This window comes from Calothrix sp. PCC 6303, assembly GCF_000317435.1.
Lineage (GTDB): Bacteria > Cyanobacteriota > Cyanobacteriia > Cyanobacteriales > Nostocaceae > PCC-6303.
Genome location: NC_019751.1, coordinates 5,890,163 through 5,905,241, shown reverse-complemented (window position 1 = coordinate 5,905,241; position 15,079 = coordinate 5,890,163). Strand labels below are relative to the sequence as shown.

The window sequence follows — 15,079 nt, the reverse complement described above, 5'->3', positions numbered from 1 at the left end:
ACGAAAATATGGGAAGCGATTATAGTCTTGTTGGTATTCACTGGCATTTTGTGTTCTGCCAATGTATGCTACTAATTTTCTAGAAATCGTCAATTAATAAACTCAGCTTCCTATTTAATTTTTGTAGGTATTACTCATATGGCAATAGATTTGTCCATTTTGCCTCTGGCATTTCAGTTTACTTCCCCAGGACCAACTCTAGTTAAATTAGGTCCGATTACAATTCGTTGGTATGGTTTGCTAATCGCTACTGCTGTACTAACTGGTGTCACCTTATCTCGCTATCTGGCAAAACGTCGCCATGTAGACCCCGAAATTATTAGTGATTTGTCAATTTGGCTGGTACTGGGTGCAATTCCCGCCGCCAGATTATATTATGTTTTATTTCAGTGGTCAGAATATACTCAACGTCTCGATAAGATTTTCGCCATTTGGGAAGGGGGAATTGCGATTCATGGGGCGATTTTAGGGGGTACTTTAGCAGCGTTAATTTTCGCTAAGGTCAAAAAAATCCAGTTTTGGCAGCTAGCCGATTTGGTAGCACCTTCATTGATTTTGGGACAAGCTATCGGCAGATGGGGAAATTTCTTCAACTCAGAAGCATTTGGCAGTCCAATGAAGAATTTACCTTGGAAACTATATATTCCTTATGAACAACGTCCCTTAGATTTGAAAGATTTTGAATATTACCATCCAACCTTCTTGTATGAGTCGTTGTGGGATTTGATGGTATTTGGTTGTTTAATGACTTTATTTTTGCGAGGTTTAGCAAGGACACTCAATCTGAAAACCGGAACCATATTTTTGACTTATCTTCCAGCTTACAGTTTAGGTCGGTTGTGGATTGAAGGTTTGAGAACCGATAGTTTGATGTTGGGACCTTTGCGAATTGCACAGGTGGTAAGTTTAACTGGGATTGCTTTAGGGTTATTTGGGTTGTGGTGGTTATATATTGCCAAGCGTCCTTTACCTGATGTTGTAAAGTCGGTTGAGAGAGGGGAGGAGTAGGAGGAAAGGGATTGGGGAAATAATTTCTTCCCCCTTTTACATCAAACTTATTTAATTACCGAAGTAGTACGATCGGAGTATTTTAATTAAATTACAATTACAGAGTCAAAAACCTGTTTAACGGTTAGATTCAACTGTGGAAAGGTAGGGGATACGATAGGATCTGTTCCTCTAAAGGGTGTCATTTGATATTCCCCGTCTATTAATTCACAAACAAAAATTGTCGGTTGTTTGGGATTTCCAATAAATTTTCGTCCACCCAAAGCAGCATAATCCACAATCCAGTATTCAGGAATACTCATAGTCTCGTAGTCTCTAATTTTGTCATAATAATCATCTTGCCAATTGGTGCTTACTATCTCAATAATTAGGGGTATGGATTTAGGATCAATGAGTGTAGATTGTTTCTTCCAGAATGGTTCATTTTTGAGGTTATCGTGATTAATCACCAACATATCAGGTATGTAAGCTGAGGATTTATCGGGTGTTTTCACGAACGTGGATGCTGAGATTCGATAAGGCAGCTTGCACTCTTGAATCGCTAAGAGAATTACTTCCAGTAAAAAGCTGATAATATCTGTATGGTCGCCCGTTGCTGGTGGCATCTCAACAATCACCCCATCATGTAATTCGTAACGTATTGTTGAATTTTCTGGATAACATTCCATAAATTCATCGAATGTAAGTAGCTTCAGTTCGGCTTGTGTTTGGGTCATAAAAGTTCTTTTTAAGGTTTACTTTTGCTGTTTGTACATCCTTAACACCTATAAGTAGTGACGCAATAAATAGATTTTGGGAACACTAGACTTAACCTTCTTTAGAATAGTGTGCTTAATTATGAATATGCAGGCAGATATATTAGAAAGCTTAAGTCAGTTGAGCCAATTACCACAAGAACTGCTAGAAAAAATTAGACTTTGGCTTGCTCAAGCGTTTAGTTATGAGCCAAAATGTTGGTATTCTTGGAAAAACAGGTGTAGGAAAGTCAAGTCTCTGTAATGCCCTTTTTGAACAAGATACTGCAAAAGTTACTCATGTTGAGAGTTGTACGCGACAACCTCAAGTAGTGATTATAAAAGTGAACTCAGGCAATCTAAAACTAGTTGATATGCCTGGAATTGGTGAAAGTAGAGAGCGGGATCAAGAATATAAAGACTTATACTCGAAACATTTACCAGAATTTGACTTAGTTCTATGGGTTCTCAAAGCAGACGATAAGGCTTTCACTTCCGATGAGGAGTTTTATCACAACATCGTCAAGCCGCACTTGCAAAAAGGTAAGCCTTGTATTATTGCACTAAATCAGGCTGATAAAGTTGAACCCTATGAAGAATGGGATACTGCCAATAAAGTTCCTGGACATCAACAGCAAAAAAATATTGATGCTAAAAGTAAGTCCGTTGCTGAAAGGTTCGGTATTGATATCACAGCCGTTATTCCTGTCAGTACTAAGAAAAACAAAAACTATAACTTGGGAACGCTTGTAGAGACAATTACCCATGCATTGCCAAAGGATAAAAAGGTAACTTTTCTCAATTTTATCAAAGACGAACATCGTTCAGAGAAGGTTAAGAGGAAGCAAAGCAAGGTATTTTCGAGGCACTCGTAATGCAATTTGGAGGTATGATTATGGGAGAAACAGGAAAAAATCTCGGAAAAGCAGTTGGTATAATCGTCGATGAAACCACCCCTGTCGGTAAAGTTGTCAATATCATAGCCAGAATTTTCTTTCCTTGGTGGTGATCACAATCAGGCTTACAATATTGTCACAATGGCTCGTTGGTGCATGACACTATAATCCCTAATTTACCGTATATGATTACTCAAAGTGTCACACACCCTACCCTGATTCATGTACCAGTTGTGTAAATCCTAAAGTAATCTAATAAAACACTGCTTGTCTTGACGACTTTGGCAGAGTTTCCCGGTAAAGCGATCGCTTTCTTCGTCAATTGTGCAGAATTTCATTCCAAAAAGGCATAGCCTTAGTTAATAATCTCTGCAATTATTATTTGAATATTAATAAACTCGTGAAAATTCTTTAAAAATAAAAAATGCCCCAGAGTATTCTCTAGGGCTTAACCAGGGTGCATCTACCAATTACTTCTACTATGTCTAGAGGGAGAATCCGGAAAGGTACTGAAAAAAATGGCGAAAAAATTTTTTTGATGAAGATTTTAGAAGTATTTTATGCGTGAATCTACGTGGAAAGGTAGTAATGAAACAGATAATAATTCTCTAACACCAGGCGTGTATATCGTGGGGGCGGGACCTGGAGACCCTGACCTGTTAACGGTAAAAGCGCAAAAGTTGTTATCGAGAGCAGATGTAATTTTATTTGCAGACTCTTTAGTGCCAAGGGAAATTTTAAATTTCTGTCGTCAGGATGCGGAAATCATGCCAACAGCACAGGAAAGCTTGGAAACCATTTTACCAGTGATGGTGGAGAGAGTGCGATCGCATAAATCTGTGGTGCGGCTTCATTCGGGAGATCCATGTCTCTACAGTACAATTCATGAGCAAATGCACCTACTAGCTGAGGCTGATATTCCCTTTGAGGTGATTCCCGGTATTAGTGCTTTTCAAGCTGCTGCGGCAAAACTCAAAGTTGAGTTGACGGTTCCCGGTTTGGTGCAGACGATTATTTTGACCCGCATTAGTGGACGAACTCAAGTCCCCAGTGGGGAAGAATTAACTTCTTTGGCGGCACATCAAGCTAGTTTATGCTTGTATTTGAGTGCGCGTCATGTGGAAGCTGCCCAAACTAAGTTATTAACTCATTATCCGGCTGATACTCCGGTGGCAATTTGCTATCGTTTGGGATGGAATGATGAAAAAATTCGGGTTGTTCCGTTGGCAGAAATGGCGAGTTGTACAAGTGAGGAAAACTTGATTCGGACAACAGTTTATATTATTAGTCCGGCATTGGGTAAATTTAATGGTCGTTCTCGCCTTTATGATCCTGAATACAATAGATAAGGGCTGACTATGACAATTGCATAAGGTAGATCTTTCATAAAATTAATACCAATTTTAAAAAAGAATGCGACAGATGAACTTTGTAGAGACGCGTATAGCTCTGCGAGCATACAAGAAAAGCAAAGCTCCTCTGTTCGCTCCTAGCGTTCCCGAAGGGTAAGAGGCTATATCGCGTCTCCCATTTTCGATGTGTTGCAAACATTTTTTGAATCAACACAAAATTGGCATCTATCAAAAGATATGAATTTTATGAGAAATTAAAGTTATAAATTACAAATATTTCCAGACAAATATACTATTAAGTAATCAATTTGCGATTTTCCTAAAGCAATTTAACCTTAGAAGAATTAAGCGATCGCACTCAGCTAGCATTGCATACTATATCTAAAATATAGGGACGCACCGAACCTGTAGAGAGAAGTTCCTTACAATCTGCCTTCGCTGCCTTTGACTTGGAATTGTGTATTAAAATCCTAAAGGTTGATCGGCTGTATGAAGGGATAGCGATCTGCTTTGTTGGCTTTGGGAGTGATTGAAGGGTAAGGTAGGATTTATATTCCAACCAGTTTTAGGTAAAGAAAAAAGTGTACTGGAAATTTGAAAGTTTAACCTTTGTTAAGCTGATCCTACATAGAGATGGTTTAACATAGTCATGAGTACTATATAGATTAAGCATTAAAAGGCTATAATTATGACTGCACATGATTTATTAATGTTAGTGACATTATTAACCCCAGGAATTTTACTATCAGTAGCAATTATGGTGACATTTGCGGCTGGTGGTTAATCTTCATACCCTTAAGCTTTTATAGTCCACCCATCTACTTTGCTAATCTCTGGTAAATGTCACTCTCGCTTAAGCAAGATGAATATCAGTTCGAGATGTACAGATTATCTTGATGATAACTTCTTACACTAGGATAGAAGAAAGAAGATCAGGATTAGGAACGCAAAGAATGAAAGTGGCATTTCTGGGGACTGGACTAATGGGATTGCCAATGGCACAGCGGTTGTTAGAAGCAAAAATCCAGTTAATTGCTTACAATCGCACCCCAGAAAAATTAGCACCACTTCAAGCAGCAGGTGCAGAAGTGGCTGATAATCCTCGTCATGCTGTCTTGGCTGCGGATTATGTAATTTTGATGTTGACCAATGCTCCAGCAATTTACAGTGTATTACTATCTGATACGTCATCGCGATCGCTTGCCGGACGAACTGTAATCCAAATGGGGACAATTACCCCCACCGAAAGTAAAGAAATTCGTAATTCTGTAGTCTCTGCGGGGGCTGAATATATCGAAGCCCCCGTTTTAGGTAGCATTCCCGAAGCTGAAGCTGGTAAACTAATTGTGATGGTGGGTTCTCACCGCGAACAATACCAGCGCTACTTAGAATTACTGAAAAATTTCAGCCAGGAACCCCTATATATTGGACAAGTAGGAACTGCTTCTGCCCTAAAACTGGCATTGAATCAACTAATCGCTTCCTTAACTACTAGTTTTGCCTTGAGTCTTGGTTTTGTTCAACGTCATGGGATTGATGTTGAATCTTTCATGCAAATCTTGCGAAATAGTTCTCTTTACGCACCTACTTTTGATAAGAAGTTGCAGCGGATGCTAGAAAATAACTACGACAATCCCAACTTTCCCACAAAGCACCTACTCAAAGATACTGATTTATTTATTGATGAAGCAAAATTAGCAGGCTTAGATATTAGTAGTATTGAAGGTGTCCGCTCAATTTTGGATAAAGCGATGCAATTGTCTTTCGCACAGGCTGATTATTCTTCGTTATTTGCAGCAATCAAATCAGATGGTGATGCTAGTTAGTAGTCTGTCAAAATAAAAATGACGGTTGTAGAGACGTAGCGATACTACGTCTCTACAGGGCTGTGTATGTACACGTAATCGACTACTAAGTGATACACAAAGATACTGTCACTATTGCATATAAATACTTAGGTCTACTAAAGGAAAATTAATTAACATCTAGAAAATCCAAACATTTTCTACATCCTTCCCCTCAATCTACCTAACAAAGTCAAAAACTCGTCAGGTAACGGTGCTGTCACCTCAATCCACTCTTGACTAACTGGGTGTATTAATTTTAACTTCCAAGCATGAAGCGCTTGACCAGATAAATTTACCTTTAATGAATGTCCAGAACCATAAATTGGATCCCCAATTATCGGATGACCAATTTGGGCACTATGAACGCGGATTTGGTGCGTGCGTCCAGTTTCTAACTGAAAATGCATCAGTGTAAAATTAGCAATTCTTTCCCGAATTTGCCAATGGGTAACAGCTTCCCTTCCCCCAGATTCCACAGGGACAACAGCCATTTTTTTTCGATCTATCGGATGGCGACCAATAGGTAAATTTACTGACCCTTTTTCCGTTTTTGGCGCACCATATACAACTCCTAAATACTCACGACATGCAGTTTTAGCTTTAAGTTGTGCTTGTAAATTTTGATGTGCTTGCTCAGTTTTGGCGATAGCGATGGCACCTGTAGTATCTTTATCTAAACGATGCACTATTCCTGGACGCTGCACACCACCAATTCCCGGTAAATTGGGACAATGCGCTAACAATGCATTGACTAATGTTCCATCTGGATGACCAGGTGCAGGATGAACAACCAACCCCGCAGATTTATTCACGATCAATATCTGGTCATCTTCATAAAGAATATCCAAGGGAATTGCTTGGGGTTGCAAATTTAAAGGTTGAATTTCCGGGATTTTTAGCGTAATGCGATCGCCTAACTTTACCGTGAGCTTTTTTGAAGAGCAAATCTTTTCATTTAACTGGACATTTCCCTGTTCAATTAGCTGTTGAACCCGCGAACGTGATAACTCCGATAACTCCTCGGCTAAATAACGATCGAGACGCTCCCCTTCTGCTTCTACTAGTAGACTAATTTCAGTCACAATTCACTTCTTCTTTAGGGTTGTACTTAGTAATGCACTCGAATTTTCGTTCCGTAGGAATATCGGGCTTTTTCTCTTGGATTAATACCGTTTCCAGCTTAGTTTATCACGAAGTTAGAGGAGGGGGAAAACAAAAATTTTTAATCAATTAAGGGACTTCTGATTAAATAATTATCAGATTTTCTATTGTAGAACACAGAGGAGTTGGCGGTGTTGGTTTCCGTCCCGTCACACTACCCTACGGGAAGCTGTGCTACGGAGCATTCCTGCCTATCTTGTAAGTGAGTAGTGAGAAAACGGCTTACATGCTTGACGGTGAAATTTTTGTTATGCGGACTCTATTTTCGGGCAACATACCCAAACCACAGGATATTTTATTTTCTGAAAGTCCCTAACTTGAACTACTTGTACTGTTAATAAAACAGTTACTTTAAACACAAAGTATTTCTTTGAACAGCCCTATACGGATTAAGCTTTTTTGGTTAAATTTTTGATTATCCTTAGTTACATGATTTGTAGTTCAGATCTGATATTGTCAGATGATTAGTTTATGTTCTAATTATTACACATAGCATCATTAAAAGTGAAGTAACAACACTAGAGTGATTGTCGTTTCTTTACAATAACTTTGATACTTCTTGTTATTTTATTGCTAACCTTATAGTAATCTGAATATATTCGGCTGTTTATAATATACTATCAGGGTTAAACTATGGAAAGAACATAACTTAATAATTCATGATTGACATAGTATTTATATGTAAATTGTTCAAATTTTAAAAATAATACTTTCATATTATTGATAAATAAATTAACATATAACTCATATTGATTAGTATACAAAAAAAGCCAAATTTTCAAAGTGTCTTAAAATCAGCTTAAATCATCTTTATTTCATTACATCACGGCAGAAACAAGTAACTACTTGATAGTGTTCAAAAGCCGATATTTTAATATTTTTTGTTCTGCTTCCATGCAATAATAAAAATTTCTCAGATTATCTTCATCTTAATATACACATTTAATGCCGGGTTATAGTTATGCAAGTATTTCCCATTGGTAGGTATAGATTTTTCCAACAAATACAAATAAATTCAATTTTAAATAAAGCAATTAGTAATTCAACAACAGGATGCTTACAGGTTTTCGGAACTTCGCAATCTTGGTTGCTTTATTTAGAAGATGGCAAGTTAGTCTATGCTTGCTATGCAAACAAAATGTTTGACTTACTATATCGTAAGCTATATAGTATTCATGATAAGTCACCTGCATTCAATAGTGATGTTTATCGGCAAATAAAAACAATATTTGAAACAGCAATTGACGAGCAATCATCTTTTAATCCTGATTACTTAGCAATTTGCTGGCTAGTTAATCAGAAATATATTACTCATCAACAAGCAGAAAGATTAATTCAAGAATTAGCTATAGATGTTATTAACTCACTACTAAAAATCAAAGCAGGTTGCTATGAGTTAATTACTGAAACTTTTCTTGATGATATGCCTAAATTTTGCAATCTTGACATCAACGAGATTATAGAAGATTGTCAGGAAAATATGCAAATTAGCTACAATGCTCAATCTCGAATTTATAGAAAACGTGAGCATGAGGTTTTAAAGAGAAATGTAAATGATATTTACCTGAATCAAATTAGTTCACATCGTGGCACGAGATTTATTAAACCTCACGATCGAAAAACCTATACTATTGTTTGTGTTGATGATAGTCCTACAGTTGTTAATATAATCAAAAAATTTTTAGACAATGATTTTTTCTTAGTTGTAGGAATTAACGATCCACTAAAAGCTTTAATGCATATTGTTCGTCTTAAACCGGACTTGATTCTACTTGATGTGGAAATGCCAAATCTAGATGGATATGAACTATGCTCACTCCTGAGAAAACATTCATCTTTTGCCCAAACACCAATTATTATGGTGACAGGACATACCAGTTTGCTAGATAGAGCGAAATCTAAAATAGTTCGTTCTTCAGGATATTTAGCTAAACCTTTTACACAAGCAAATTTGTTGAAAATTATTTTTAAACATTTAGTGCAACATGAGGAAAGCTAATTTTCACGAAATATAGACTGAATGGTCGCTTGGTACTGTGTAAGAGTAAGTAAGTCAGGGTTTAGGCATTCGGCAGTCCGAGTAGATTTGGAACTGAATTTACATTCCGTTACATATGGATTTTACGCAACTTTATTTATCTGACTGATTTAGTATTTTTTATTAGCTAGCAAGTATCAGGTTATTTTCATAATTGCTCAACTAAACTTAGGGTTTTGTCTTACCCATAGAAATTAGGAAAAAAATAAGTAATGAGTATTTGTTTGTAACGGAGAGAAGTTAGCGTTTAGATGTTCTTTCCGTCAATAAGGAACTTCCAATTAAATAATTATCCAATTTTCTGTTGTGGTTTGGGCATCTTGCCCGAAAAAACAGGCAAGATGCCCAAACCACAGGATATTTTATTTTCTGGAAGTCCCTAAGCTTAGGGAAGATTTTACAAGGCAACTGAATCATCTGACTCCACAAACCTGCCTCTCAACACAAAACAAGCTGTTTGTAGAGATAGGGGAACTAAACCCCCAGACTTCGTTAAATATTAAACAAGAATGAGTACAGTTTCTGGTCACGACTTCCTCATTCCGGCAGATAGATTCAAAAATCAAAAAAGCTTACTACACCTCTCTACTATGGAGAATCCTAGAGTATGGGCTATTGATAGCTTACTTTATCATTCAATGGATATAATCTGATTTAACTTTGACCGCAAAATAAATTTTAAATATATTGAAAAGTATTTGTAAAGATTAGGTGTAATAAGTAGTTTCCCTAATCTAGCTTGAATAAACTCTAAACTACTATGGCTGTAGATGAGATTTAGCTCATCGAATCAAAAATAATTAATTGTCATAAATAAAATTTGACTATCTTTATATGTTAAATCAAATTCATCCTCAAATAAAGTCAGATAATTTTTCTGAATCTACCTCTACACTTACGTCCAGTAACGAAACTATCATTCAACCTCGTACAAAAGCAGAATCTAAATTAAAAAGTAATCATTTTGAGCAGGTATGGGTCAAAAGTTTACGTACTAAAGTAATTTGTTTTGCGGCTACTGTCGGTACACTACCAGTTTTCAGTATCGCGGCTTTAAGTTACTACTTAGGAAACGAATCGATTAGTAAGCAAGTTACTAGTGCAAAAGAAGCTAGTGCTTTAAATCTAGTTGAGAACATCAATGATTTTATTACGACGAGATATACGGGAATTCAGGAAGTTGCTGCTTCTGATTTTTTAGTGAATCCCAAGATTCGTAATAACTTAAATGTCAAAGACATTCAAAGACAACTAAATCCATACAAAACAATATTGGTTCCTTCCGGAAACATTACAGTTTTAGATTTAAATGGAGATGTTTTTGTTGAGACAGCAGAGCAAAAAACTGTTAATCAAAAAGAGCAAGCATACTTTCAAACTGTATTGAAAACAAATCAGCCTATTATTAGTCAAGTAAAAGTTGTAGATGGAGCAGAAAAGTCACAGTTTTATTTAGCAGCACCTGTAAAAGGTAAAGACGGAGAATTACTTTATATTGTTCAAACGACAATTAATCTTCCAGATTTAGAGAAAAAACTTAGCAGTTATGATACAAGCAAAGGTCAATATCAACTGACTGATGGCAATGGTCAGGTGATTCTGAGTAGTGACAAGCAACTTCTGAATAAAAGTATTGTCGATATTTTCCCTGACTTGAAGCAGGAGCAAATACAAGGGAAACCAATTACTAATATATTAATAAATAAAAATAATAATACTAAAGATTTTGTTACATCTGTATCTTTAAATACATCAGAGCAGTTAAGCAATTTAGGATGGAAATTATTTATTAATAGTAATGAATCGATTACATCTGCTTCTCAACAACAATTATTAATTTTATTGAGTGCAGGAACATTAATTGCAGCCTTTTTAACAGGTGGTATTTCCGCAGTCATGGCAAATCGGTTGATTTTTCCTATTTTAACGGCAACAAAAACGGTTAAGCTGCTGGCAAGTGGTAATCTCCATAGCCGAATTAAAGTTCAAGGATATGATGAATTATCAATTTTGGGTGCCAATATTAATCGCATGGCAGACCAATTACAGGATTTATTAAGTAGTCAGCAAAATGAAGCAGAACAATTAAAGGCATTTAATAATGCTTTAATCTCAATTCGTCAATCTTTGGATTCTGAAGATTTATTTGAAATCACTGTTAAACAGGTGCGACAGGCTTTGAAAGCACATAGAGTTGTAATTTACCACTTTAATGATCGTGGTAATAACCAAGTTTTGGCGGAAACAATGGTTTCTGGGTTATCTGGATCAATCCAAGAAACTTTTGATGATAATTTTACGATTAAAGATTTGCTTGAAAAATATCAAGGAAGAGAAGTATCAGTCATTAATAATATTGCAGAGGCAAATTTAAGTGCTGATTACTTAAAAGTAATGGAGAAACTGAAAATTAAGTCCAGTTTGATTACACCAATTTTTAAAGAAAATCAGCTTTTTGGATTTTTAGTTGCTCACTATTGCTTTGCACCTCATATCTGGCAACCTTCAGAAAGTAACTTTTTACGGCAATTGGCAACACAGGTTGGTTCAACATTAGAGCGGGTAAGCTTATTAGACGCAACGCGATCGCTAAAAGATGTCGCGGTACATATGTCAGCAACAACCCATACACAGGATATCTACAATATTGCAGTTCAAGATATTCGCAAAGCTCTCAAATGCGATCGAGTAGTCATCTACAAATTTAATCAGGTTGGACAGGGAAGTTTTGTATCAGAGTCTATTGCTCAGAGTTTCACCTGCGCTTTGGGAGTGAGTAGTTATGATCCTTGTTTGATGAACGATATCCATGAATACAGTCAAGGAGAAGTTTTAGTCACTCATAATGTATACGAAGCAGGATTGAGTGATTCTTGTCTCCAACAGTTGGAAGCATTTGAAGTTAAAGCAAGTTTAGTGGCACCCATATTAGATGCCGATCAACTGCAATATTTGCTAATTGCTCATCAATGTACTTGTCCCCGTTCCTGGGAAGATTCAGAAATTGATTTATTTGAACAATTTGCCCGGTTGGTGGGTTTAGCTTTGGAGCGTGCTAGTTTACTGGAAGAAACAGAGCAAGCAAGAAAGAATGCTGAAATTTTCTCAGAACAACAAGCGCAACAAAAAGAAGATTTACAACAACAGGTACTCCAACTAGTAGATAGTATTGAAGGAGTTTGTAGGGGTGATTTAACCGCTCGTGCAGAAGTCACATCCGAAGAAATGGGTACTGTTGCTGACTTTTTTAATTCCATCGTGGAAAGTTTGAGCGTAATTGTGACTCAAGTGAAGCAAACAGCATCTCAGGTTAATGAGGCAATTACCGAAGATTCTCAAGCAATTGCCCAATTGGCAACTAATGCACTTCAGCAAGCGGAGGAAATTGACTCTACCTTAGATGCTGTAGGCAAAATGCGCGGTTCGATTAAAAGTGTGGCAAGAAGTGCGAGAATGGCTGCGGTGGTAGCGAGAAATGCTTCCCAAACAGCTGAAAAGGGTGAAATAGCTATGGATTTGACAGTGGATAACATTATGAATCTGCGTGAAACCATCGGTGAAACCACTAAAAAAGTGAAACGCTTAGGTGAATCGTCTCAGAAGATTTCCCACGTTGTGTCCTTAATTAATCAAATTGCTCTGAAAACCAATCTTTTAGCAATTAATGCTGGGATTGAAGCTGCTCGTGCTGGTGAAGGTGGTGAAGGTTTTGCGGTGGTTGCAGAGGAGGTGGCAGCATTAGCGGTTCGTAGTGCTTCGGCAACAACGGAAATTGAGGCAATTGTTGCTAATATTCAACTGGAAACTAGTGAGGTGGTGAAAGCGATGGAGTTGGGTACTACTCAAGTAGTGGAAGGTACTCATTTGGTGGAAGATACGAAGCAGAGTTTGAATCAAATTTTGGAAGTTTGTCATCAGATTGATGGTTTGGTTCAGGGGATTTCCACTGCTACAGTGTCACAGGTGCAAATTTCTAAGCAAGTGACAAACGGGATGAAGGAAATTGCTAAGGTATCTGATATTACAAAGAATTCTTCTTGGGAGGTTGCTGCTTCACTCCAACAGACTGTGGAGATTTCCCAACGCTTGCAAGATAATGTAGATACTTTCAATGTTGGTTAAGGGGATGGAAGAGTCGCAGGAAACTGGATTTAGGATCGATAATTACTCTGAGATTTACACTTTGCAGCAACGTCGAACTTGGTACAGTGATGCTGCATCTGCCTACATTCAAGTTAGACCTCGCTATCCTCAGCAAATTATTGATGGTGTGGTGAAGTTAGCTCGACTTTCTGGGGATAGCTCGGTTTTGGAATTGGGATCAGGTCCTGGTATTGCAACGGTTGCGTTAGCAAAATTGGGGTTATCGATGGTTTGTTTGGAACCTAGTTTAGCAACTTGTGAAATTGCCCAACAAAATTGTTTGGAGTATCCCAAGGTTAAGGTGGTGAATACTACTTTTGAAGAGTGGGAACTGGAAGCGGGGAAATTTGATGCGGTGGTAGCTGCAACTTCTTTTCATTGGATGTCAGCAGGAGTGCGTCATTCAAAGACCGCGATCGCACTCAAACCTCAGGGGTACTTAATACTGTTGTGGAATACTCCACCTCAACCAAGTTATGAAGTTCACCAACAACTAGTGCCAGTTTACCAAACTCTGGCACCAGAATTGGCAAAGTACGAATCAATCCCAAGTTACTTGAAAAATCTGAATAAGTTTGGGCAAGATGCTGTTGATTCTGGCTATTTTAAAAATTTGGTATCTGACCATTTACTGTGTGAACTCATTTACAGTGTAGATGATTATTTAGCTCTGTTGAGTACTTTATCACCCTATATAGCTTTGGAAAAATCAAAGCGAGATAGTCTGTTTTCAGCTTTGGGAAAAACACTGGTGCAAAATTATGGTACTAAAATTGAAACTTCCTATCTTTCGGCTTTTCATATTGTGCAGAAAACTGAATAATTTCAGCTTTACTTTTTTTATAACTTGGAATAGCAATTATAATTAATTTTACTAATTGATAATATAAGTAAAGACGTGACATGTCACGTCTTTACTGAATTTGATATTTTATGTATCTAATTCTACTTCACAAAATGTAAGTGCTGAGTTTGATGGAAGATTGCTATAAGAAAGTGGCTAGATATGATATTCAGCCACTCTCAATGGAATATTTTGGATCAAATTCTTGAGGTTGCACTTAGAATTGGCAAGCTACTCAAGTCTACCACTACCACGCTCATTACATACTAATATAATCATTTTACTCCTTCTACAGATAAAACTATGTTTAAAAAACTTGGGCTAAAAAATCTATTCAAAATCAAATTCTCTAATTAAGATAATTGATAAATATTTTGTATTTATCAAATTTGAATTGATTCTATAGGTCTCTCATGTCTTGTTGAATCCTAATTTATTGGATGAAGTATTTTTTCCATAGGTTGTTTTTTTTGTTTGTCTTTTTGAATTTGATAAATGTGAAAATTTGCTATTCTATTATTTTATTTGTATTCATATTGACATATACCCAGACCCGAAACCTGAGTAAATTCTCGTAATAAAAAAATATATTTAACTGTTTAAAAAGCCACAAATTAACTGTAATTTAAACCATAGAAAATATACTTAATAAAGTATTAATAATAAGTAATTATCTGTAATTACTTATGATCAATAACAAAAAAACATCCAAGCTGTAGGTAGACTTGACCTTGACAAATAAAAAAAGTATAATTAGTTAGCGGTAGAAAATTAAAACTTAAGTGCGTACACTAAGATGCACGGAAAGTTATTAGTTGCCCACCCCCTTAAACCCCCACACCCTTAGACCCCTAGTCTTCTTAAGCACTTAAAACTCAGCCTAAAATCTCAGACCAAGATTTTATTTCTAAGGTGAATATGGGATACTTTCTTGGATAGATCAATTAGACAGATCATCCAAAAATACCGACAATGAACGGTTTGAGCCGATTATAAATCTAGGAAACACCCTAACTGTTTGGGGTTACATACTAATAAACTGTGATTATCAGTAAT

Annotated in this window: 10 protein-coding genes; 8 read left to right on the top strand and 2 right to left on the bottom strand. The window is 36.7% G+C overall.

Annotated features, from left to right (window positions below):
- Window positions 1-138 precede the first annotated feature (138 nt).
- Window positions 139-1,008, top strand: coding sequence for a prolipoprotein diacylglyceryl transferase (gene lgt / locus CAL6303_RS23920; RefSeq protein WP_015200416.1), 870 nt, complete (start codon window positions 139-141; stop codon window positions 1,006-1,008).
- A gap of 86 nt (window positions 1,009-1,094) precedes the next feature.
- On the opposite strand, the gene CAL6303_RS23915 is transcribed toward lgt, so the two are convergent.
- Window positions 1,095-1,724, bottom strand: coding sequence for a Uma2 family endonuclease (locus CAL6303_RS23915; protein ID WP_015200415.1), 630 nt, complete (start codon window positions 1,722-1,724; stop codon window positions 1,095-1,097).
- Between the two features lie 224 nt (window positions 1,725-1,948).
- On the opposite strand from CAL6303_RS23915, the gene CAL6303_RS23910 reads away from it, so the two are divergent.
- The 4 genes from CAL6303_RS23910 (at window position 1,949) to CAL6303_RS23900 (ending at window position 5,816) form a co-directional block, all read left to right on the top strand.
- Entirely contained in the window at window positions 1,949-2,617 is a 669-nt protein-coding gene (locus tag CAL6303_RS23910; protein ID WP_051036726.1) for a GTPase family protein, read from the top strand.
- A complete protein-coding gene (locus CAL6303_RS31570; RefSeq protein WP_015200414.1) occupies window positions 2,617-2,751 on the top strand; it encodes a hypothetical protein in 135 nt (44 codons plus the stop codon). Before CAL6303_RS23910 ends, CAL6303_RS31570 begins: the two co-directional genes overlap by 1 nt.
- Before the next feature lie 447 nt (window positions 2,752-3,198).
- The gene (cobM, locus tag CAL6303_RS23905; RefSeq protein WP_015200413.1) at window positions 3,199-3,987 is read left to right on the top strand and encodes a precorrin-4 C(11)-methyltransferase; all 789 of its coding nucleotides are present in this window, start codon (window positions 3,199-3,201) and stop codon (window positions 3,985-3,987) included.
- Window positions 3,988-4,943: 956 nt separating this feature from the next.
- Entirely contained in the window at window positions 4,944-5,816 is an 873-nt protein-coding gene (locus tag CAL6303_RS23900; RefSeq protein WP_015200411.1) for an NAD(P)-dependent oxidoreductase, read from the top strand.
- 179 nt (window positions 5,817-5,995) lie between these two features.
- Here the strand turns inward: CAL6303_RS23900 and CAL6303_RS23895 are convergent, their stop codons facing one another.
- Window positions 5,996-6,919, bottom strand: a complete 924-nt coding sequence (locus CAL6303_RS23895; RefSeq protein ID WP_015200410.1) for an RluA family pseudouridine synthase — start codon at window positions 6,917-6,919, stop codon at window positions 5,996-5,998.
- Between the two features lie 1,040 nt (window positions 6,920-7,959).
- Here CAL6303_RS23895 and CAL6303_RS23890 point away from each other — a divergent pair.
- The 3 genes from CAL6303_RS23890 (at window position 7,960) to CAL6303_RS23880 (ending at window position 14,002) form a co-directional block, all read left to right on the top strand.
- Complete coding sequence (locus CAL6303_RS23890) at window positions 7,960-8,997, top strand: response regulator (protein ID WP_015200409.1); 1,038 nt, start codon at window positions 7,960-7,962, stop codon at window positions 8,995-8,997.
- An 873-nt stretch (window positions 8,998-9,870) separates the two neighbouring features.
- Window positions 9,871-13,158 carry a methyl-accepting chemotaxis protein gene (locus tag CAL6303_RS23885; RefSeq protein ID WP_015200408.1) on the top strand — a complete coding sequence of 1,096 codons (3,288 nt, stop codon included), beginning with the start codon at window positions 9,871-9,873 and terminating at the stop codon, window positions 13,156-13,158.
- Window positions 13,148-14,002: a class I SAM-dependent methyltransferase gene (locus CAL6303_RS23880; protein WP_015200407.1), complete on the top strand. Its 855-nt coding sequence runs from the start codon at window positions 13,148-13,150 to the stop codon at window positions 14,000-14,002. The genes CAL6303_RS23885 and CAL6303_RS23880 overlap by 11 nt, the downstream gene beginning before the upstream one ends.
- The last annotated feature ends 1,077 nt before the right edge of the window (window positions 14,003-15,079 follow it).